The organism is Nocardia sp. NPDC004722, from assembly GCF_053601505.1.
This window is the reverse complement of sequence record NZ_JBSGBY010000064.1, coordinates 1-21,523: the sequence shown is the minus strand read 5'-3', so window position 1 is coordinate 21,523 and position 21,523 is coordinate 1. Positions and strand designations below refer to the sequence as shown.

Annotated in this window: 20 protein-coding genes; 9 read left to right on the top strand and 11 right to left on the bottom strand. The window is 68.8% G+C overall.

Annotated elements, in window-relative coordinates; translation table 11 throughout:
* Positions 1 to 268: 268 nt before the first annotated feature.
* Positions 269 to 1,468, top strand: coding sequence for an oxygenase MpaB family protein (locus ACWELQ_RS09930; protein WP_452396650.1), 1,200 nt, complete (start codon positions 269 to 271; stop codon positions 1,466 to 1,468).
* A 35-nt stretch (positions 1,469 to 1,503) separates the two neighbouring features.
* Here the strand turns inward: ACWELQ_RS09930 and ACWELQ_RS09925 are convergent, their stop codons facing one another.
* Positions 1,504 to 2,625, bottom strand: a complete 1,122-nt coding sequence (locus ACWELQ_RS09925) for an NADH:flavin oxidoreductase (protein WP_452396649.1) — start codon at positions 2,623 to 2,625, stop codon at positions 1,504 to 1,506.
* 116 nt (positions 2,626 to 2,741) lie between these two features.
* Here ACWELQ_RS09925 and ACWELQ_RS09920 point away from each other — a divergent pair, with 116 nt between their 5' ends.
* Both ACWELQ_RS09920 and ACWELQ_RS09915 read left to right on the top strand, forming a co-directional pair.
* Positions 2,742 to 3,173, top strand: a complete 432-nt coding sequence (locus ACWELQ_RS09920; protein ID WP_452396648.1) for a MarR family winged helix-turn-helix transcriptional regulator — start codon at positions 2,742 to 2,744, stop codon at positions 3,171 to 3,173.
* Positions 3,174 to 3,241: 68 nt separating this feature from the next.
* Complete coding sequence (locus ACWELQ_RS09915) at positions 3,242 to 4,036, top strand: alpha/beta fold hydrolase (RefSeq protein ID WP_452396647.1); 795 nt, start codon at positions 3,242 to 3,244, stop codon at positions 4,034 to 4,036.
* Positions 4,037 to 4,042: 6 nt separating this feature from the next.
* On the opposite strand, the gene bioD is transcribed toward ACWELQ_RS09915, so the two are convergent.
* Positions 4,043 to 4,726 carry a dethiobiotin synthase gene (gene bioD, locus ACWELQ_RS09910; protein WP_452396646.1) on the bottom strand — a complete coding sequence of 228 codons (684 nt, stop codon included), beginning with the start codon at positions 4,724 to 4,726 and terminating at the stop codon, positions 4,043 to 4,045.
* Positions 4,723 to 5,877: an 8-amino-7-oxononanoate synthase gene (locus ACWELQ_RS09905; protein ID WP_452396645.1), complete on the bottom strand. Its 1,155-nt coding sequence runs from the start codon at positions 5,875 to 5,877 to the stop codon at positions 4,723 to 4,725. The genes bioD and ACWELQ_RS09905 overlap by 4 nt, the downstream gene beginning before the upstream one ends.
* Before the next feature lie 104 nt (positions 5,878 to 5,981).
* Between ACWELQ_RS09905 and ACWELQ_RS09900 the strand changes: the two genes are divergently transcribed.
* Positions 5,982 to 6,275, top strand: coding sequence for a hypothetical protein (locus ACWELQ_RS09900; RefSeq protein WP_452396644.1), 294 nt, complete (start codon positions 5,982 to 5,984; stop codon positions 6,273 to 6,275).
* 54 nt (positions 6,276 to 6,329) lie between these two features.
* On the opposite strand, the gene ACWELQ_RS09895 is transcribed toward ACWELQ_RS09900, so the two are convergent.
* From ACWELQ_RS09895 to ACWELQ_RS09880, 4 genes are all read right to left on the bottom strand, one after another.
* Entirely contained in the window at positions 6,330 to 7,175 is an 846-nt protein-coding gene (locus tag ACWELQ_RS09895) for an ABC transporter permease (protein ID WP_452396643.1), read from the bottom strand.
* Complete coding sequence (locus ACWELQ_RS09890) at positions 7,135 to 7,944, bottom strand: ABC transporter ATP-binding protein (RefSeq protein WP_452396642.1); 810 nt, start codon at positions 7,942 to 7,944, stop codon at positions 7,135 to 7,137. The genes ACWELQ_RS09895 and ACWELQ_RS09890 overlap by 41 nt, the downstream gene beginning before the upstream one ends.
* Positions 7,941 to 8,429 (bottom strand): MarR family winged helix-turn-helix transcriptional regulator, encoded by a 489-nt coding sequence (locus ACWELQ_RS09885; protein ID WP_452396641.1) that lies wholly within the window; start codon positions 8,427 to 8,429, stop codon positions 7,941 to 7,943. The genes ACWELQ_RS09890 and ACWELQ_RS09885 overlap by 4 nt, the downstream gene beginning before the upstream one ends.
* Positions 8,430 to 8,509: 80 nt before the next feature.
* Positions 8,510 to 9,799, bottom strand: a complete 1,290-nt coding sequence (locus ACWELQ_RS09880) for an adenosylmethionine--8-amino-7-oxononanoate transaminase (protein ID WP_452396640.1) — start codon at positions 9,797 to 9,799, stop codon at positions 8,510 to 8,512.
* 110 nt (positions 9,800 to 9,909) lie between these two features.
* On the opposite strand from ACWELQ_RS09880, the gene ACWELQ_RS09875 reads away from it, so the two are divergent.
* From ACWELQ_RS09875 to treY, 3 genes are read left to right on the top strand one after another with little or no spacing between them, the layout of a single operon-like run.
* Positions 9,910 to 10,878, top strand: coding sequence for a bifunctional helix-turn-helix transcriptional regulator/GNAT family N-acetyltransferase (locus ACWELQ_RS09875; protein ID WP_452396639.1), 969 nt, complete (start codon positions 9,910 to 9,912; stop codon positions 10,876 to 10,878).
* 33 nt (positions 10,879 to 10,911) lie between these two features.
* The gene (glgX, locus tag ACWELQ_RS09870) at positions 10,912 to 13,023 is read left to right on the top strand and encodes a glycogen debranching protein GlgX (protein ID WP_452396638.1); all 2,112 of its coding nucleotides are present in this window, start codon (positions 10,912 to 10,914) and stop codon (positions 13,021 to 13,023) included.
* Between the two features lie 11 nt (positions 13,024 to 13,034).
* A complete protein-coding gene (treY, locus tag ACWELQ_RS09865) occupies positions 13,035 to 15,443 on the top strand; it encodes a malto-oligosyltrehalose synthase (RefSeq protein WP_452396637.1) in 2,409 nt (802 codons plus the stop codon).
* A gap of 9 nt (positions 15,444 to 15,452) precedes the next feature.
* On the opposite strand, the gene ACWELQ_RS09860 is transcribed toward treY, so the two are convergent.
* Positions 15,453 to 16,904, bottom strand: coding sequence for a serine/threonine-protein kinase (locus ACWELQ_RS09860; RefSeq protein WP_452396636.1), 1,452 nt, complete (start codon positions 16,902 to 16,904; stop codon positions 15,453 to 15,455).
* A gap of 83 nt (positions 16,905 to 16,987) precedes the next feature.
* Positions 16,988 to 18,145 (bottom strand): DUF2235 domain-containing protein, encoded by a 1,158-nt coding sequence (locus ACWELQ_RS09855; protein ID WP_452396635.1) that lies wholly within the window; start codon positions 18,143 to 18,145, stop codon positions 16,988 to 16,990.
* A gap of 189 nt (positions 18,146 to 18,334) precedes the next feature.
* Between ACWELQ_RS09855 and ACWELQ_RS09850 the strand changes: the two genes are divergently transcribed.
* On the top strand, positions 18,335 to 19,015 hold the full coding sequence (locus ACWELQ_RS09850) for a response regulator transcription factor (protein ID WP_452396634.1): 681 nt from the start codon (positions 18,335 to 18,337) through the stop codon (positions 19,013 to 19,015).
* Between the two features lie 63 nt (positions 19,016 to 19,078).
* Here the strand turns inward: ACWELQ_RS09850 and ilvA are convergent, their stop codons facing one another.
* Entirely contained in the window at positions 19,079 to 20,434 is a 1,356-nt protein-coding gene (gene ilvA / locus ACWELQ_RS09845; protein WP_452396633.1) for a threonine ammonia-lyase IlvA, read from the bottom strand.
* 246 nt (positions 20,435 to 20,680) lie between these two features.
* Entirely contained in the window at positions 20,681 to 21,118 is a 438-nt protein-coding gene (locus ACWELQ_RS09840; protein WP_452396632.1) for a nitroreductase family deazaflavin-dependent oxidoreductase, read from the bottom strand.
* 87 nt (positions 21,119 to 21,205) lie between these two features.
* On the opposite strand from ACWELQ_RS09840, the gene ACWELQ_RS09835 reads away from it, so the two are divergent.
* The gene (locus ACWELQ_RS09835; RefSeq protein WP_452396631.1) at positions 21,206 to 21,424 is read left to right on the top strand and encodes a hypothetical protein; all 219 of its coding nucleotides are present in this window, start codon (positions 21,206 to 21,208) and stop codon (positions 21,422 to 21,424) included.
* Positions 21,425 to 21,523 lie beyond the last annotated feature (99 nt).

Sequence of the window (21,523 nt, the reverse complement as noted above, 5' to 3'; positions counted from 1 at the left end):
CCGCAATTCGGCGTCGGGCGCACCAGCGCCCCGGGCGACTCCACGTCCGTGGCCGTGTTCCCGGCCCGGCAGTCGGCAGGCCGTGGTCGCATCCAGTGTCCAGCAGCAGCCGGGCCGATACCGCCGGTCGTTCGATCTGCCATCGACCCGGCCGCCCCGCCTCGCCCATGTGGCGGAAACTAACAAAAACGGGTCCGGCTGTCACCTGTCCGCGTGAATCCCCGTTTCCTACCGTCGAATTCACAGCTTCGACGAGGTGGGGAGAGATATGACCACGCAGACGATTCCATTCGACCCCGGCCGCGCGGAGCGCATCGAGCGGGCCCGGCAGCGTGTCCCCGAGGATGCGGTGAACCGCGTCGCCCGGGGACTGTTCCGCACCGACACCGCCATCGACAGGGTGGTCGAGGATTTCGCGGCGTTGGAGCGGGGCGCGGGTTGGCGCCTGCTCGATACGGCCCTGCGCGAGCGTGATCCGCATCCGGCGGGTGCGCCGGACTCCTTGCGGGAGCTGCTCATTCCGCTGCTGTCACCACCCGACTGGTTCGACGCCGACCGGGTTCGCGGCGGCGCGCGACTGTGGTGGCGTTTCGCGCCCGCCGTCATCGTCGGGATGGGCGGCAGTCTGCTGACCGCGTACGCGTTCGGCGATCTCAACAAGCCGCAGGCCATGAACTCGCGGTCGACGATCATGGCCGCCCGCAGATACGAGGAGACTGCCCGCTGGGTGCTGACCGCCACCGAGCCGGGCACCCTGACACCGGGCGGCACCGGGTTCGACGCGACCGTGCGAATCCGGTTCGTACACGCCATGGTTCGCCGTCACCTCCGCCACAGCGGACGCTGGAACACGACTGCCTGGGGCGAGCCGATCCACACCACCGGCATGGCGACCACCGCCCAGGCGTTCCTGCTGATCCCCTTGACCATGTACGAGTTGCTCGACATCCCGCTGACCGCGCAGGAAGTCGAGTCCGTGCGCCAACTCTGGTGCTGGATCGCCTATCTGATGGGTGTTCCCGACGAGTTGCTCCCCCACTCGATCGACGACGCCACCACGCTCAACCGCACCGCCACCCTCGTGTTCGCTCCACCCGACGACGACACCGAGATCCTCACCGAGGCTCTGCTCACCGGCGGAATCCGCGCCGAACGCGTACTCCCCCAACGCTTTCGCGAACACGCCGCACCGCTGCTGCGCCCGGTGGTGTCGCGCCTGGTCTGGGGCACCACCGGCCGCATAGTCCGCACCTTCGTGGACCCCGACGCCGAACCCGCCCGCGATCACCCGGCGATCATCGCTCTCCGGCAGCGGGCGAAGCTGCGAGAGCCGTTCCGCCGCAATGGCTTACTCGGCTCCGAGGCCCACGTCGCCGCCACCCAGCGCCGCTCCCTCTCCCGCGTCCTCGACGCCCTGCGCGCCGCTCCCGCCTCCGTGGCTCCGAGCCAGGTCGTCACCCACCGGTAATCCGCACCACGATCGGGAGCGCGGGACGTCGACGGCTAGCTGAGCGTCTTCAGGGCCGCCGCGTCGTAGGGCTTCAGGTCGTCGAGCTGTCCGGCAAGGACTTTGGCGGCCCACTCGGGGTCTTGCAGGAGAGCGCGGCCGACGGCGACCATGTCGAATTCGTCGCGCTCGAGGCGGTCGAGGAGGTTGTCGAGGCTGCCGAGGGGAGCGCCGTGGCCGACGAAGGCGCGCAGGAAGTCGCCGTCGAGACCGACCGAGCCGACGGTGATCGTGGTCTTGCCGGTGAGCTTCTTGGTCCACCCGGCCAGGTTGAGGTCCGAGTCCTCGAACTCCGGCAGCCAGTAGCGGCGGGTGGAGGCGTGGAAGGCGTCGACGCCCGCGGCGGCGAGCGGGGCCAGGATGGCTTCCAACTCCTGCGGGGTTTCGGCGAGGCGCGCGCTGTAAGCCTCCTGCTTCCACTGGGAGTAGCGGAAGATCACCGGGAATTCGGGTGAGACGACCGCGCGGACCGCCGCCACGATCTCGGCCGCGAACTTGGTGCGTTCCACGGAATCGCCACCGTAGGAATCGGTTCGGCGGTTGGTGTGCGACCACAGGAACTGGTCGAGCAGGTAGCCGTGCGCGCCGTGCAGTTCGACGCCGTCGAAGCCGATGCGCTCGGCGTCCGCGGCGGCCTGGGCGAAGGCGTTGACGACATCGTCCAGGTCGGCCTGCGTCATGGCCTTGCCGGTGGGTTCGGTGCCGTCGACGCGAATGCCGGAGGGGCCCACGGCCGGTGCGTCGGGGTAGGGCGCCTCGCCGTCGTTGCGCACCATGCCGATGTGCCACAGCTGCGGCACGATCGTCCCGCCCGCGGCGTGCACGTCCTCGGCCACCTTGGCCCAGCCCGCCAGTTGCTCCGCACCGTGGAACCGTGGAATCCGGTCGCTCTGCCCGGCCGAATCGTGGCCCACGTAGGTGCCCTCGGTGACGATCAGGCCGACACCCGCGGCGGCGCGGCGCGCGTAGTAGGACCGCACATCCTCACCGGGCACGCCGCCCGGGGAGAACATGCGGGTCATCGGCGCCATGACGATGCGGTTCGGCACGGTCAGCCCGTTGAGCGTGATGGGCCGGTCGAGCAGTTGGGCCGCGCGGGAGGTGTCGGTGACGGTCACGGAGTGCTCCTCATGGTTGCTTGGCAACGTAGAAGGTTGAGAACTTCAAGTAATTCAGCCTGACGCTAATGCCAAATATTTGAGATAGTCAAGTTTCTGCGGATAGGCTGGCCCGTATGGCAGCAACTCCCCACGTCGACACCACCAAGCTCATGGAGTTGCTCTCGCTGTCGCTCGGCGTCTACTACGGCGACTTCACCCAGGCCGCCGCGAGTGAGAACCTCACCGCGACCCAGGGCAAGGCCCTCGTCGTCCTGCGTCGCGGCCCCGTCGCCATGCGCGCCCTGGCCGAGATCATGGTCTGCGACGCCTCCAACGTGACCGGCATCATCGACCGCCTCGAGAAGCGCGGCCTGGTGCGCCGCGAACCCAGCGCCTCGGACCGGCGCGTCACCAACCTCGTCATCACCGCCGAGGGCGAGCAGATCACCGACGCGATCCGCGCCCGGATGCACACCACTCACGAGGGCTTGGGCCGCCTCACCGACGAGGACCAGGCCCAGCTGGCCACCCTACTGAAAAGGGCCTTCCTCACCCGGCCCGAGTGAGCCCGAGTACCGCAGCGGCGCAAGGTCTACGCAAGCGCGCCGACCGGGGTGACGGGCACGATGGGGGCATGTGGACAACTACCGACAGCGTCGTATCGGCCGACGGCACGCGGATCGTCTTCCATACGGTCGGTGCGGGACCGCCCCTGGTGATCGTGCACGGCGCGTTGGTCTCCATGGAGATGTACCGGCAACTCGCCGAACTGCTCGCCACCGATTACCGCGTGGTACTGGTCGGTCGACGCGACTACGCGCCGAGCGAAAACAGCACGGGCCCGCACACTTTCGCGCGGCAGGCGCAAGACCTGGCCGCGGTGCTCGAACACCTGGACGGCCCGAGTTTCGTCTTCGGGCACTCCGCGGGCGGACTGGTCACCCTGGAAGCCCTCGCCGCCGGTATCCCGAACATCCGGCGCTTCGCGCTGTACGAGGCGCCCTTGACGTTCGCGGGCGGCCCGCTGGTCCCGACCTTGCAACGAGTCCGCGAACTCGTCGCCGACCAGCCCGCCGACGCCGTCATGGAATTCCTCACCGCCATCAGCGATTCCCCGATTCCGGACCGCATCCTGCGCGCGATGGGCGCGGCCTTGGCCACCCGCGCGACCGGATTGGTCGCCGACCTCGAATGCCTGGCCGCGATGGATCCGGACGTGACCCGCTGGACCGGCACCACCACCCCGGCCCTGCTACTGGCGGGCTCGGCCAGTGATCGATACGGGCTGGAGAGCATGGCGAAACTCGATGCGGCCCTACCGGATTCACGGCTCACAGTGCTGGAGGGGCTGTTTCATCATCCCGACGATTTCACGCCGGTCGCGGCTGCCTTGCGCGAGTTCTTCGGTCCGGGAACCGATTCAGCCTAGGTCGATTCAGCGAAGGTAGCTGGCCGACCAGGCCGGATCGAACCAGGTGGGAGCCGCGGCCGCGAAATCGGATGCGTCCCAGCCGCCCGCACCCTCCGGCAGCGAGCCGACCAGATCGACACCGGTGACGGCGGGCAGATCGGTGCGGTTGCATTCGGAGGCCAGATCCGGGTCCGCGGGCCAGGAGCCGATCACCAGGCCCGCGCACTCCACTCCCGCCGCGGCCAGCGTCCGGGTGGTGAGTTCGCTGTGGTTGAGGGTGCCCAGACCCGCCGCCGCGACCAACAGCACCGGGGCGCTGAGCTTCTGGGCCAGATCCAGCAGGGTGAAGTCACCGATGCGGACCAGCAGCCCGCCCGCGCCCTCGACCAGCACCAGGTCGGCGTCCGCGCAGGACTCGATCCCGGCGACGGTCTCGGACAGGGTCAGCAGCGGGTGGCCGCTGCGCCTGGCCGCCGTGTCCGGGGCCAAAGGCTCCGGGTAGCGGGCCAGTTCGACGGTGCGGGTGACACCGCTCAGCCCGGTGATGACGGCCAGATCGCCGGGTTCGCCGGGGGCGACGCCGGTTTGGGCCGGTTTGCAGACGGCGACGTTCAGCCCGGAGGCGGCAGCGGTGGCCGCCAGCGCCGCGGTGACGATGGTCTTGCCGACATCGGTGGAGGTGCCGGTGACGAACAGCAGGCGGGTCACGCGGGAACCGCCTCGCGGGCACGGGCTTCGGCGAGCACCTCGGTGAGAATCGTCGCGATGGTGGCGAGCTCGCCGGGCGTGAGGTCGGCACGCGCGGTCAGCCGCAGCCGGGAGGTGCCCTCGGGCACCGACGGCGGGCGGAAGCACCCGACCGACAGGCCCCGGGCGATGCACGCCTGCGCGGCGTCGTAGGCGACCTGCGCCTCCCCCAGCACAACCGACACGACCGCCGAATCCGGTTGCCCGACACCGGCGATGCGGGCCAGGTCGGCGGCACGGTCCAACACCCGCTGCGCCATGCCCGGATCGCGGCGCAGCAGCCCGAGCGCCGCCCGCGCCGCGCCCACTGCCGCCGGGGCGAGACCGGTGTCGAAGATGAAGGTGCGCGCGGTATCGATGAGGTGGGCGCGCACGCGTTCGCTCGCGAGCACCACACCGCCCTGCGCGGCAAAGGCTTTGGAGAGGGTCGCGGTGATGACCAGGTCCGGTTCACCGGCGAGCCCGCATTCGTGGACCAGTCCGCGGCCGCCGTCGCCGCGCACCCCCAGCCCGTGCGCCTCGTCGACGACGAGCACCGCACCGTTGGCGCGGGTCACCCGATGCAGTTCGCTGAGGGGCGCAAGATCGCCGTCGGCGCTGAACACCGAGTCGGTGAGCACCAGTGCCCGCTCCTCCTTGCGCTGCGACAGCAACCGATCCACGGCGTCCGGGTCGCGGTGCGGTGCGATCTCCACCCGGGCCCGCGACAACCGGCAGGCATCGACCAGCGAAGCGTGACTGCCCGCGTCCGAAACCACCAGCGCCCCACGGCCCGCCAGCGCGGTGACCGCGCCCAGGTTGGCGGCGTACCCGGAGGCGAACACCAATCCGGCTTCCGCGCCGACGAATTCGGCGAGTTCGGTCTCGAGCTGTTCGTGTTCGGCGGTGGTGCCGGTGACCAGCCGGGAGCCGGTCGCGCCGGCGCCCCAGCGCTGGATCGCGGCGACGGCCCCCGCGATCACCTCGGGGTGGCGCACCAGCCCGAGGTAGTCGTTGGAGGCCAGGTCGATGCTCGTCTGCTCGGCGGTGCGGGGGCGCAGCGCGCGGCGCAGTCCGGCGTCCACGCGCTCGGCGGCGCGGGCGTCGAGCCAGCTCAAGGGATCGGCAGTCACAGCTCGGAAGCATACTTGAACGCCGTTCAGGAGGCCATGGGTGTCGGTGGGCGGGACTATGCTGGGATTCGTAAGGAGGCTGCGCGATGCCACGATGGGCAATAGTGGTCGAGCAGACGACCGGCTTCGGCGAGAGCAAAACTTGGAGTCCGAAGATCCTCACCGAGGTGGTGGGAACCCGCGAACAAGCCCTCGCGAAGGTCCCGGACCTCGTCTCGAAATTCATTCCCGATCATCCGAGGTTGATCAGCCGCCGCACGATCCTGCGCGACGGTGACACCTTCATGTTGATCGCCCGCGGCTGGTCCGACGAGTATCACTGCGTGTTCAGAGTCTGGGAAGTCCTGTCCGACAGCGACAATTCAGACAAAGTGCGCGAAAGACGAGCTAACCGCTGAGGACTCGCCGCGAGCGAGTGGAACACCACGCCGGTGGCCGACAACCGCGATCGACTACCGGACCAGACGGCCCAGCAGGGCCGAGGCCGTAGCGACGCTGAGCGCTGCCGCCCCGGCGAGCACGCCGAAGTCGAGCCACAGGTTGGCCGGCGTACCGATCAGCAGGCCCCGCAACGCGTCCACCTCGTAGCTGAGCGGATTGATGTGGCTGACCACCCGCAGCCAGCCCGGCATCAGATCCACCGGATACAGGGCGTTGGAGGCGAAGAACAGCGGCATGGTGATGGCCTGCCCGATGCCCATCAGCCGATCGCGCGCCTGCACCAGCCCGGCGATGGTCATCGACAGGCAGGCGAAGAACGCCGTCCCGAGGAACACGGCCGGGACGGTCGCGAGCAGCCGCAGCGGATTGCCGGTCAACCCGACACCCATCAGCAGCGCGACCACCACGATCACCAGGATCTGGGCGATGGCGCGAACCCCTGCGGCGAAACACTTTCCGGTGATGAGCGCCGCGCGCGGGGTCGGGGTGACGAGCAGTTTGGTGAGAATCCCGGCGTCGCGGTCCCAGATGATCTGGATGCCGTAGAAGATGGCGATGAACAGCGCGGACTGCGCGATCACGCCGGGCGCGAGGAAATCCAGATAGGGCACCGACCCGGTGGGCAGGGTGTGCAGCCGCGAGAAGGTGGTCCCGAAGATCACCATCCACAGCACCGGCTGGATGGCGCGGGTCAGCACCTCGGTCTGGTCGTGGCGTAGCTTCTGGATCTCCACCAGCGCGAAAGTGCCGATCCGCGAGGCCAATCGGGGCACGCGGGCCCAGCCGCGCGGGGCGAGGACGGGGGTGAACGGGGTGTCAGCCCATGCGCCGGGCCGACCGGCGAGTACTTCGGACATTGCGCAGATTCCCTTCGGTGGCATCGTCGAGCCCCTCCCCCGCGGCCCGCCTGAAGACGTCCTCGAGGCTCGCCCCGGGGCCGATCCCGGCCTTGAGTTCGGCGGGTGAGCCGGTCGCGCGCAGCACGCCTTTGTGCAGCAACGCGATGCGATCGCAGAGCGCGTCGGCCTCGGCCATGTAGTGGGTGGTGAGCAGCACGGTGGTGCCGTACTCCGCCCGCATGTGCGCGACCCGTTCCCAGACGCTGTCGCGCGCAATGGGATCCAGGCCGACCGTGGGTTCGTCGAGTACGAGCAGCGCGGGCCGGTTGACCAGGGCCTGCGCCAGTTCCAGTCGGCGGATCATGCCGCCGGAGTAGCTGCCCGCCAGGCGATCCGCCACGTCGAGCAGGTGCATGGCGTCGAGCACCTCGTTCACCCGGTCGGCGCGTTCGGCGCGCGGCACGTCGAACAGCCGCGCGAACCAGGCCACATTCTGCCGCCCGGTCAGCCCCGCCTCGATCGAGAGCTGTTGCGGCACATAACCGAGGTTGTAGCGGACGTCGGCGGCGTGCGTGGATACGTCGAGCCCGAACACTCGAACCGTCCCGGACTGGATGGGCATGAGCGTGGTGAGCAGCCGGATAGTGGTGGACTTGCCCGCGCCGTTGGGTCCCAGCAGCCCGAACACCTCGCCGCGCGCGATGGTCATGTCGAAATCGTCGACGACAGCGGTGTCGCCGTAATGATGCGTGAGGCCGACACATTCGACGGCGGGCACACTGGTCATCGATCGCCCCCAGGAGAGTGCTCGCGCTCGTGCAGCAGGTCGGTGAGCCGAGTCATGGCGGTCAGCCCCTGACGCAGTTGCGCGCGTTCGGTTTCGGTGAGTTGATCGAGCGCCTCGGCGACGACCGCATGCCGGTGGCGGCGCGTCTCGTCGGCGAGGACCTGCGCGTCAGGGGCCAGCGACAGCCGCATGGTGCGGCGATCCCGCGGATCGGGTTCGCGCACCAGCAATCCCGCCTTGACCAGCTCGGTGACGAGGGTCGAGACGCTGTTGGCGGCCGAACCCAGTTCGCCGGCGGCCTCTTTCACGGAGATCCCGGGCCGCCGCCCGACCAGGCGCAAGAATTCCGACTGTGCGCCCGACAGCCCCGGCTCGTCGAAGGACCGCCCGGCCAGTCGGCCGACCTGCCGCCGCAGTCGACCCATGCTGCCGAACAGCAGGGTCATCAGCTCGGCATGGTCCTCGGCGTCATGAGGTTCGGGCACGCCTCCAACAATAGCTCTGTTTCAGAGGTATTTCTCGTCGAGGAACGAGCCGGTGGCCCTGCTCGTACGCGCTCGTCAGGTCAGACGGCCGCGGCCGCGCACATGGCGGTGGTAATGCGGCGGACGTCGTCCGGTGTGCTGATGAAGGGTGGCATGCAGTAGATGAGGTCGCGGAAGGGGCGCAGCCAGACTCCGGATTCGACGGCGGCGTGGGTGGTTTTGCGCATGTCCACGGGGTGGTCGAGCTGGATGACGCCGATGGCGCCGCGAATCCGGACGTCCGCGACGCCGGGGAGGGCGCGGGCCGGGGCGAGGCCCGTGGTCAGTGCGGCTTCGATGCCGCGTACTTCCGCCTGCCAGTCGCGGGAGAGCAGCAGTTCGATGGAGGCGACCGCGACCGCGCAGGCGAGGGGGTTGCCCATGAAGGTCGGGCCGTGCATGAGGCCGCCGTGCTCGCGGCTGAGGGTTTCGGCGATCTCGGATGTACACAGGGCGGCGGCGAGGGTCAGGTAGCCGCCGGTGAGCGCCTTGCCCACGCACATCACGTCGGGCCGGACTCCGGCCTGCTCGGCCGCGAAAAGTGTTCCGGTGCGGCCGAATCCGGTGGCGATCTCATCGAAGACGAGCAGGACGCCGTGCTCGTCGCAGAGTCGCCGCAGATCCGCCAGATAGCGCGGGTCGTGGAAGCGCATGCCGCCCGCGCCCTGCACGACCGGTTCCACGATGACCGCGGCCAGTTCGTGCGCGTGCGCGGCGATCACCCGCTCCAACTCGGAAACATACTCGGGCACATACTCTTCCGGCGGCGCGCTGGCGAAGACCTGCGGCACAAGGACATCCGTCCACAGTGAGTGCATTCCGCCCTCGGGATCGCACACGCTCATGGGGGTGAAGGTGTCCCCGTGGTACCCGCCGCGCCAGGTCATCAGCCGATGCTTCTCCGGCCGCCCGATCGCCCGCTGATATTGCAGGCACATCTTCACCGCGACCTCGACCGACACCGATCCGGAGTCGCAGAGGAAGACCTTGTCCAGCCCCTCGGGCGTGAGCTCGACCAGCAATTGCGACAACCGCACGGCCGGTTCGTGGGTGAGCCCCCCGAACATCACGTGACTCATCTTCCCGGCCTGCGCGAGCAATGCCGCGTCCAGCACCGGGTGCCGGTACCCGTGCACGGCCGCCCACCACGAACTCATCCCGTCCACCAGCTCCCGCCCGTCGGCGAGGGTGAGCCGGGTCCCGGACGCGGACGCCACGATGAGCGGTTCGGTCCCGGCCGGGAAACCGCCGTAGGGATGCCACACGTGCGCGGCGTCGAGCGCGGTGATCTCAGCGGGAGTCAACGCCTTGCCGGAAGCAGTCACTGCCACGGTGAGTCCTTACGAGGAGCGGGCTTGAACGGTGTTCAAGTTACCACGAACCATTCCCGACCCGGCCGCTCCCGCGTATTCTTTGACTCGGTCAAAGGATTGGAGTCGTCGTGACAACCAACTCTGTCGAGGGCGGGACGAGCACCGCCGATCAGCCGATCGAGGCGCACCACATCGCGGCCGTGCGCGCCTTCAACCGGCGCTACACCCGCATCATCGGCGTGCTGCAAGGCGGCATGCTGGGCACCGAATACTCGCTCACCGAGGGTCGGATCCTGTTCGAGCTGGCCAACTTCGGGGCCGCCGAGGTGGTGGATCTACGGCTGGCGCTGGATCTGGACGCGGGGTATCTCAGCCGGATTCTGGCCCGGTTCGAGGAGCGCGGACTGGTGGCCCGGCGCCGGTCTCAGGCCGACGGGCGGCGGCAGATCGTCGAGCTGACCGGGCTCGGTCGCGCCGCCTTCGACGTCCTGAACCAGCGCACCGACGAACAGATCGGCGGCCTGCTCGGCGAGCACTCCCCTGTCGTGCAGACCCGGCTGGTCGGGGCCATGCGCACCATCGAACAGATCCTCGACAGCGAACTCGAGGCCGACCCGGCCGCCGTCGTGCTGCGCGCCCCGCGCCCGGGCGACCACGGCTGGGTGATCCGCCGCAATGCCGAGCTCTACGCCGAGGAGTTCGGCTGGAACGGCGAGTACGAGGCCCTGGCCGCCAAGATCGTCGCCGACTGGCTCAATTCCCATGACCCGCAGCGGGAACGGGCCTGGATCGCCGAATACGAGGGCGATCCGGTCGGCTGCGTCTACTGCATGCGCGAGGACGACACCACCGCCCGGCTGCGGCTGCTGCTGGTCGAGCCGTCCGCGCGCGGGCTGGGGGTGGGCAGCGCCCTGGTCGACGAATGCCTGCGCTTCGCCGCGGACGCCGGATACACCGAGATGGTGCTGTGGACCAACAGCATCCTGACCTCGGCCCGGCACCTGTACGAGCGCGCGGGTTTCGCACTCGTGGAATCGAATCCGCACCACAGCTTCGGTGTGGATCTGGTCGGGCAGACCTGGCGCAGGGGACTCTGACCGGGCGGCGGACCGGCTCGATAGGGTCGGGGCATGGCTCCCGCGACCCCCGGCTCCACCGCGCTCGGTGTCTGGCCGGGAACCGCCTACCCGCTCGGCGCGACCTATGACGGCGCCGGGACGAACTTCTCGGTGTTCTCCGAGGTCGCCCGGCGCGTCGAACTGTGCCTGATCGGCGACGATCAGCGCGAGACCCGGATCCCCCTGGACGAGGTGGACGGGTATGTGTGGCACGCCTATCTACCGGGCATCGGGCCGGGGCAGCGCTACGGGTTCCGGGTGCACGGGCGTTTCGATCCCGCCAAGGGACTGCGCTGCGATCCCAGCAAGCTGCTGCTCGACCCGTACGGCAAGGCGTTCGAGGGCGATTTCGGGACCGATTCCGCGCCCTACAACTACGGGCAGAACTCGCTCGGGCACACCATGACCGGGGTGGTGATCAACCCGTATTTCGATTGGGCCGACGATCGCGCGCCGCGGCGGCCCTATCACGAGACGGTGATCTACGAGGCGCATGTGAAGGGGATGACCTTCACCCATCCCGAGGTGCCGCCGTCCCTACGCGGGACGTTCTCGGGCATGGCGCATCCGGCGATCATCGAGCACCTGCGCGCGCTGGGTGTCACGGCCATCGAGCTCATGCCGGTGCACCAGTTCCTCGACGACCGGATCCTGCTCGATCGCGGGCTGCGGAACTATTGGGGCTACAACAGTTTCGGCTACTTCGCACCCCATCGCGGGTATGCGGCGGGTGACGCGCCCGCCTCCGGGGTCACCGAATTCAAGGCCATGGTGCGCGCCTTCCACGCCGCCGATATCGAGGTCATTCTCGACGTGGTCTACAACCACACCGCCGAGGGCAATGAATTCGGCCCGACGCTGAGCTTCCGGGGCATCGACAATGCCGCGTATTACCGTCTGGTGGACGATGATCCGCAGCATTACATGGATTACACCGGCACCGGCAACAGCTTCAACATGGCGCACCCGCACGCCTTGCAGCTGATCATGGATTCGCTGCGCTACTGGGTGCTCGACATGCACGTGGACGGGTTCCGGTTCGATCTGGCCGCCACCCTGGCCCGCGAATTGCATGACGTGGACCGGCTTTCCACCTTTTTCGACATGGTGCAACAGGACCCGGTGGTCAGTCAGGTGAAGCTGATCGCCGAACCCTGGGATGTCGGCGAAGGCGGCTATCAGGTCGGCAATTTCCCGGTCGCCTGGACGGAATGGAACGGCAAATACCGTGACACCGTGCGAGATTACTGGCGTGGGCAACCGGCGACGCTGGGCGAGTTCGCCTCCCGGCTGACGGGCTCCTCGGATCTGTACGAAGCGACAGGGCGGCGGCCGTGCGCGAGCATCAACTTCGTGACCGCGCACGACGGCTTCACCCTCGCGGATCTGGTGTCCTACAACGACAAACACAACGCGGCCAACGGTGAGGACAATCGCGACGGCGAGAACTACAACCGCTCCTGGAACTGCGGCGTCGAAGGACCCACCGACGATCCGGAAATTCTGGCCCTGCGCGCCCGCCAGACCCGCAATCTGCTCGCCACCCTGATGCTCTCGCAAGGCACGCCCATGCTGTTGCACGGCGACGAATTCGGCCGTAGCCAGCAGGGCAACAACAATGCCTACTGTCAGGATTCACCGCTGTCGTGGATGGACTGGACCCTCATGCACACCCATGCCGATCTGCTCGAATTCACCACGCGCACGGTCGCATTGCGGCGCGCGCACCCGATCTTCCGGCGACGCCGCTTCTTCGATCCGGCCCCGGACACGCAGGGGCCCGGCGACATCGCCTGGTTCACTCCGGCGGGCGCGGAGATGACCGACGCCGACTGGATGACCACCTTCGCCCGCTCGCTGACCGTCTTCCTCAACGGCGACGGCATCCGCGAGCCCGGCCCGCGCGGTGAGCCCGTGACCGACGATTCGTTCCTGCTGTGTTTCAACGCTCATGACGAAGAGCTCGATTTCACACTGCCCGCCACGAGCTACGGCAAGGCCTGGTCAGCCGTCCTGGATTGCTCCACGGCCACCGGCGATCCCGCCGAACAGACCGTCCGCCCCGCCGCCACCACCGTACAAGTGCCCGCACGCTGTCTGCTCGTGCTGCGCCGTACGGCATGATCGATACCGCCATGACCAGCTCGCCCGAACACCACACCGGACCCATCGCCCGGCAGACGCCCGTGCGCAGCACCTACCGCCTGCAGTTGCGGCCCGACGCGCTCACCTTCGCCGACGCGCGCGGTATCGCCGAATACCTGCAGCAGCTGGGCATTTCGCATCTGTACCTGTCGCCCGTCATGACGGCGACCCGCGGCTCCACCCACGGCTACGACGTCACCGACCCCACCGCGGTCGCCGCCGGACTCGGCGGGCCGACCGGACTCAAGGCCCTCGCCGACGAGGTCCGCAGCCGCGGCATGGGGCTGATCATCGATCTGGTGCCCAACCACGTGGGCGTGGCCGATCCGCAGCAGAACGCGTGGTGGTGGGATGTGCTGCGGCTGGGCAAGGAATCCCAGTACGCCACCTGGTTCGACATCGACTGGACGCCGGGCAACGGCGCGGGCGGGCGCATCGCGCTACCGGTGCTGGCCGGGGAGAACGATCCCGCGGCGCTGACCGTGGACCGCTCCGGCGCCGAACCCATGCTGGCGCTGCACGATATGCGTTTCCCGATCGCCCCGGGCACCGACGGCGAGAACGCGCTGCGCATCCACGACCGGCAGCACTACCGGCTGGTCAATTGGAAGTCGGGGCTGTGCGGGTACCGGCGCTACTTCACCGTCGGCGGGCTGGCCGCCATCCGGCAGGAGGAGCCCGCGGTCTTCGAGGCCACCCATCGCGAACTGGCCGCCTGGTGTGAGCACGACCTGATCGACGGTGTGCGCGTGGACCATCCGGACGGACTGGCCCGGCCCGGCGAGTATCTGCGGCGGCTGCGCACGCTGATCGGACCGCAGCGGCTGCTGCTGGTGGAGAAGGTGCTCGCCGAGCACGAACCCCTCGACGCCACCCTGCCCATCGACGGCACCACCGGCTACGACGCGCTCGCCGAACTCGGCGGGGTGCTCATCGACCCCGACGGCGAGAAGCAGCTGACCGAACTGTCGCGGCAGTTCACCGGGCACGGCAGCGACCGCGCCTGGTTCATCGAGCAGGAGCATCGGATTCGCCGCGCGGTCGCGGAGACCATGCTGGTGCCCGAGGTGCGGCGGCTGGTCGCGGCCGTCAAACGCGATGCGCGCGCGGACGCCTTCGACACCATGGCGCTCACCAACGCGGCCATCGAGGTGCTGTCGTTCATGCCGGTGTACCGCACCGACTACGCGCCGCTGGCCGGGATGATCGGCGCGGTGGTGGCCGATGTGGCGCGGCGCAATGCCGAGCTCACCGCGCCGCTGCAGGTGCTGGTGACCGCGCTGGCCGTCGGCGGTGAGGCCGCCACCCGCTTCCACCAGGTGGGCGGCGCGATGACCGCGAAAGCCGTGGAGGACACCATGTTCTACCGCGCGGCGCGGCTGGTGTCGCTGCAGGAGATGGGGGCGGATCCGGCGCGGTTCAGCCGTTCGGTCGTCGAATTCCATCTGGCCAATGCCGAGCGCGCGGCGCGGTGGCCCGCCACCATGACGACGCTGTCCACGCACGACACCAAGCGCGGCGAGGATGTGCGCGCCCGTATCGGGATGCTCTCGCAGGTGCCCGATATCTGGGCGCGTTCGGTCAGCACGTGGGAGGAGATCGCGCCCGGGCCCGACGGCGCGACCACACTGTTCCTGTTGCAGAACATGTTCGGCGTGTGGCCCGCCGACGGGCGGGCGGCCGCGACCGTGCCCGGGCTGCGCGAGCGGCTGCATCAGTTCGCGGAGAAGGCCGTTCGCGAGGCCGGGACCCAATCCTCGTGGGAGGAACCGGATGTCGAGTTCGAGACGGCGGTGCACCGCTGGATCGACAGCGTCCTGGACGGCCCCGTAGGCGCGGAGCTCGGTGAGTTCGTCAACGATCTGGCCGCCCACGCCTGGACCGACTCGCTCTCGCAGAAGCTGCTGCAACTGTGCGGTCCCGGCATCCCCGACATCTACCAGGGCTGCGAACTGTGGGAGGACTCCCTCGTCGACCCCGACAACCGCCGCCCCGTCGACTTCACCCACCGCACCCTGCTGCTGCAATCCCTCACCGGCACACCCGATCTCGACGCCTCCGGCGCGGTCAAGATGTGGATCGCCGCCTACGCCCTCTGGCTGCGCCGCGAACGCCCCGACTGCTTCGTAGGCGGCACCTACACCCCCCTGTTCGCCTCCGGCGACCGCGCCGCCCACCTCATCTCCTACGCCCGAGGCCGCACCGGCGAAACCCCCGAAGTCATCGTCGCCGCCACCCGCCACAGCATCCGCCTCGACGAGGCGGGCGGCTGGGCCGACACCGTCATCGACCTCCCCCAAGGCCACTGGACAGACCGCCTGACGGGCCACACCTTCTCCGGCCGAGCCCGCCTCGAAAAACTCTTCGCCCGCCTCCCCGTAGCCCTCCTCGTCCGCTGACCTGCCCGCTCAGCGCGGAACGGTGCGGCAAGGAGGTTGGAGGGTGTTGTCGTCGGCGTAGACCGGCCAGGTCATGGCGTTGGAGGTCTGCGGACCGAAGACACCGTCCGTGGTGACGGAATGTTGCTGCTGGACGATGAGCACGGCCCGCTTGGTATCCGCGCCGAAAATACCGTCGGTGTCAGCGATTTCAGTGTTGTAGCAGGTGCGGAGGGCGGACTGGAGGGCCTTCACGCCCTCGAGCGGGCCCTGGGCGGCGTCCTTGAGGGAGAGGATGCAGCGGCGGCCGCCGTCGCCGGTTGCGGGGATCACGGCGTGCGTGCCGGGGGCCACCGAGACCGTGGTGGTGTACAGGCAGCGAGCGGTGATGGATGCCGCCGGGGTCGGTGCGGCGGTGCCCGGGTCGGAGGTCGTATTCCAATACAGGACACCGGCCGTCACCGCCGCGACTGCGAGGAGGCCGGTGGTCGCGGTGGAGATCGTGACGATCCGCCGCCGGTTCGCGCCGGAAGGGCGGCTCGGATGTTCCAATGCTCCCAGTGTTTCCGCGACCGCACGGCCGGTGGACGACCCGGTCCCGCGGCCGGTCACGCGTCGGAGCATGACGGCCAGTCGGACCGGGCCGGTGGTCTTCAGGGCTGGTGTACGGCCGACGCGGTGGCGGGTGCGTAGGGCGCGCGTGGCGGCGGTGGCAAGGTCGCCACAGGAGGCGTGGCGGTCGGCCAGGCTCCAGGCGGTGCCCTTGGACAGGACGCGGGCCATGGGAGCGGTGAGGTTGGGATCGGTTCCGGGGATGGGTAATTCGGCGGGGAGTTCGCCGGTGAGGAGCTGGTAGAGGGTGACGGCGAGGGCGTGGACGTCGGCACGGGGGCCGACGGGGCGGCCGATGCGTTGTTCGGGTGGGGCGTAGGGCTGGGAGAAGGCCCAGCGGCCGCTGGCGGTGAGAGTGTCGTCGGCGGCGAGGCTGCGGGCGATGCCGAAGTCGCCGATCAGGATCCAGTCGGTGCCGCCGGTGCCGGTGGTGCGGAAGATATTGGCGGGCTTCACGTCCCGGTGGATGACCTGCTGGGCGTGCGCGTAATCGAGGGCGTCGGCGACCGCGGCGATCATGCGGACGGCGCGGTCGGGGTCGATGCCGTGCGGGTTGTCCTCGATGAGGTCGGCGAGATCGCCGCCGGGCACGTACTGCATGGCCATCCACAGCGTGCCGCGCTCGTCACCGAAGTCCTTGACGTCCACGATGTTCGGATGCGCCAGGTTCGCCACCAGCTGCGCCTCCCGGCGGAACTGGGCGCTGCCAGAGGTGCCGGTCACCATGGGCGTCAGCACCTTCAGCGCGACCGGCATGTCCAGCACCTGATGGCGGGCCAGATAGACCGTGCCCATCCCGCCCGCGCCCAACCGGCGCTCGATGACATATCCGGCGAAAACCGACCCCGCGACCAGCTCGGTAGCGACCACCCTGCGCGCACCTCCTCCCGGAGTCCGCCGATGCGAGGATAGCGCCGCGACGACAGTCCGGTAGGAGGAAATCAGCATGACCGTCAGCTCGAGAGCACTCGCGCGTCCGGCGTCGGCAGCGGAACCTGTTCGATCGGTTCGACCAGATCCGGTGGCACCGGCCCGTGGTCGGCGGCGCACCAGCGGTGAATATTGGCCGGCCGGTAGTCCTTTCGATCCAGCACCGTCGAGGCCAGGAAGCTGTCCTGATCCTCGGGCTGCAGCAGCTTGCGCCAGGAATCCCAGTAGAAGCGCGGACTGCGCCAACTAGCCGCCAGCCGAACGAGATTCAGCACCCGGAAACCCGGGCTGAGCGAATCGTGCAAATGGCTGGCGTCGAACGGGCAACCCTGCAGCAAGGTGTCGAGGCGATCGTGGTCGAAGGCCAGCCCCTCGGCTTCGGCCTCGGCGATCATCCAGCGCAGCGTGATGTCGGACAGCCCACAGTCGGCGTAGCCGCCGCCGATATCGCTGTGCACGCCCTCGAACCAGACCTGCTTGACCCGGTCGGGCCGGTTGAACAGTTCCTTCTGGTCGGCGGGAATCTCCCACAGGCAGGGCGCGAATTCCCGCCGCCGTTCGTCGATGGCGAGGGCCTGCCGCGCGCACAGCACGATCTTCGACAACCGCACATCGTGGAAGCGGTGCTTCCACGCGGTCAGCCCGGGCACGCCCATCGCGCCGACGGTGTCGAAGACGCCGAGGAAGTTGATGGTCGGCCGCTGCGGGTAGCAGTACTCGGCGCGGAATTCGGCCCACTCGGGCGGATCCGGATCGTCCGGGTGCTTCTTGCGGGTCTTGTAGATCTCCAGTGCCTTCGGGTACTTGCCGTGAATCATGGCGTCGTACTTCAGTATTCCGAGGCGGTTGATCATGCCGGCCAGGCTGCGCGCGGTGTACGCGCCCCGGCTGAACCCGAAGATGAAGATCTCGTCGCCGAGTTCCCAGTTCAGCGCCAGCTGCCAGTAGGCCGCCGACAGATTGGCCTCCAGGCCGAGCCCGAACGCGCCGCCCATCAGCCTGTCGGACATGAACCCGCGCGATCCGGGTCCCGACACGTAATAGATCCGCTGACCGACGGACTTCCCCTCCCGGTCCGCCCCGGTCAGCTTGACCGTTTCCGCGATCTTGACGATGTTGGACACCGTCGTGCTGGACTCGGCCTTCCAGGTGCCGTCGCAGCACACCACCAGCCTTTTCATGAACGCCAGCCTCCCGTTCTGACCGTTCGGTTTCACGCGTAGTGAACTACCCGTTTATCGACCGCGGCGCTCGCGGCCGTTAACTCCCGCGCGTGCCCCTATAAGTACCCGGACCCCGCCTGTTAACACCGCGAGGTCGCTGCGCGATCGCTCATGATTCGTTCACGATCACTATGGCACCGTGAACGCATGTCCGACGATGGAGTGACCGCTCGCAGCGTATGGGTCCTGGTGTGCGAGGACGACGAGCAGCTGGGCGAACGCGTCGCGGACGGACTGCGCGGCGCGGGCTTCATCGTCGATCTGACCCGCAACCTCGCCGACGCCGGACAGCAGTGCGGGGTGCGGCTCTACGACTGCCTCATCGTGGATCGCGGGCTACCCGACGGCGACGGACTGGATCTGGTTCGGCGGCAACGGGAATCGGGTAATCACACACCTGCCCTGTTGATCACCGCGCGCGACGGTGTCGGCACGCGCAGCGAGAGCTACGCGGGCGGCGCGGACGACTATCTGGCCAAGCCCTTCTCGTTGAACGAACTGGCCGCGCGGGTCCGGGCGCTGTGCACGCCGCGCCGGATGCAGACCACGCCGGTGCTCACCATCGGCGACCTGGTTGTCGACCGCCTTCGCCGCCGCGTCCGCCGCAGCGGAGTGTTGCTGACCATGACCACCCGCGAGTTCTGCGCCTTGGAGCTCCTCGCCGCCCGCGCGGGCACCCTGGTGACCCCGGCCGAGATCGCCGCCTTCTGCAGCGATCCGGCCACGCCCGCCACCGGCATCGACGAGGTGATCACCCGACTCGACCGCAAACTCGGCGAGCCGCCGATCATCCACACCTCGGCGGCGGGATATTTGCTCCACGCCTGAAAACCCAAGGGGAGAAATGCAACCCGTGTGGTCCGGCAGTGCCGGACCACACGGTTCAGCGGATCAGGTCAGGTAGCGGTAGGCCGGCGACTTCGGGTCGAGGCGCTCGCATTGAATCGGGGCCTTGTCCATGCGCTCGAGCAGCGGCTCGAGGCCCGAGGGCGTGCCGAGTTCGATGCCGACCAGCGCCGCACCGGTTTCGCGGTTGTTGCGCTTGACGTACTCGAAGACGGTGATGTCGTCGTCGGGTCCGAGAACCTCGTCGAGGAAGCGGCGCAGCGCACCGGGTTCCTGCGGAAAGTCCACCAGGAAATAGTGTTTCAGTCCCTGATGGACCAGTGAGCGCTCGATGACCTCGCCGTAGCGGGAGACGTCGTTGTTGCCGCCGGAGAGCAGCACCACCACCGTCGAGCCGGGCTCGACGTCGATTTCCGCCAGCGCGGCGGTCGCGAGCGCGCCCGCCGGTTCGGCGACGATGCCCTCGTTCTGGTACAGCTCCAGCATGGCGGTGCAGATCGCGCCCTCGTCGACCTGAAGCATGCGGAAAGAGCCCGCGCCCGTACGGGTTTCGGTGCTGGTGAGCAGCGGCAGCGAGGCATGCGAACGGACCGCGCCGCCGAAGCGCACCACCGCCTGATACCCGACCGCGCCGATGCGCCGCACGGCTGCGCCGTCGACGAACGGATCGATCTCGGGCAGGGTCACCGGACCGCCCGCCACCAGGGCGGCGGTCATGGAGGCCGCGCCGGTGGGTTCGGCCGCGAGCAGCGCGGTCTGCGGCGAGCGCTCCCGCAGGTAGGTGGCGACACCGGCGAGGCAGCCGCCACCGCCGACCGGAACCACCACCAGATCGGGCTGGCGGCCGAGCTGTTCGAGGAATTCCGCCGCGATGGTGCCCTGACCGGCGGCGGTGCGCGGATCGTCGAAGGGCGGCACCATGGTGGCCCCGGTGCGGGCGACATCGTCGGCGGCGGCCGCGGCGGCCGCGTCGTAGGTGTCGCCGACGGCGATGAGTTCCACGAATTCGCCGCCGTGCACGCGGATTCGGTCGCGCTTCTGCTTCGGGGTGGTGGTCGGCACGTAGATGCGGCCGCGCACGCCCATGGCCCGGCACGCGAAAGCCACGCCCTGGGCGTGGTTTCCGGCGCTGGCGGTTACCACCCCGGCGGACTTCTCGGCCTCGGTCAGCTGCACCATGAGGTTGTAGGCGCCGCGAATCTTGTAGGAGCGCACGGCGGTGAGGTCCTCACGCTTGAGGTAGACCTCGGCCCCGGTGAGCGCCGACAGCCGCGGATTCCGTTGCAGCGGTGTCGGCTCGATAATGTCCGAAATTCGCTTCGCAGCCGCATCGATCTCATCCGCCGACAATTCGGGCAGCGGATTGGACACTTTCTCTGCTACAGCAAGCGGATCAGACACCCGAACATGCTAGCTGGGAGCGCCCACGCCACCGGCGGCACCGCCCGATTCCGGTGCGGAATGCCCGGATTGCTGGAACCCGACCCGGCGCGCCGGCAAACACGGCGGACCGACCAGCTCGCGCGCCGCGGTTGCCAGGCGCCACGCCGAGGCGGATCCGGGCACTGCGAAAAGGCCCCGATCACAGCGTGATCGGGGCCCTTTCCTATCGACCGCCGCGCTTCCCGGTGTCGCGGCGGGCGACGCTCACGCGCGCGGCGTCAGGACGAAAACCGGGATCTGACGGTCGGTCTTCTTCTGGTACTCGGCGTAGTCCGGCCAGACCTCGACGGCGCGCTTCCACCAGAGGTCCTTCTCGTCGCCGGTGACCTCGCGGGCGTCGTAGTCGGCGACGGCGTCACGGTCGCGCAGCTCGACGTGCGGGTCGGCCTTCACGTTCCAGTACCAGACCGGATGCTTGGGTGCGCCGCCGAGCGCGGCGACCACCGCGTATTCACCATCGTGCTCGACCCGCATGAGCGGCGTCTTGCGCAGCTTGCCGGACTTGTTGCCGCGGGTGGTGAGCAGAATGATCGGAACGCCGCGCAGGGTATGACCCTCGGCGCCCCCGGAGTTGTCGTACTGGTCTGCCTGCTCGCGCGCCCAGTCGGACGGGCTGGGTTCGTACTCTCCGATTAGTGGCATGACGTGGTCAACCATCACCGATCATGTGTTGTTCCCGACACCAGGTTTCGGTTGACCGAACTTTAAGTCTCCCCCTACCCTGACCGTATGGCAGTGGTTAACCCTACGGACACCGAGCGGGCCCCCGCGCGCGCCACCGTGGACATCGCCGGGACGGCGTGGCCGGTCTACAAGCTCGAAGCCTTGTTCGCCGGTGCGGTGGTCTGCCTGACGCTCGCCCTCATCACCGGTTCGGTGCAGGTCGCCGTACTGGGCGCGGCCACCGTCGCGGCGCTGCGCTGGCTGCTCGCCATGACCCACCGCTGATCAAAACCCACCGGTCCGTGTCCTTCGGGCGATTCATGCGGTTCGTCTATTAGTTTTATTCGCATGCGGTTGTCCACTCTGGGCGTTCTCATGCTGTCC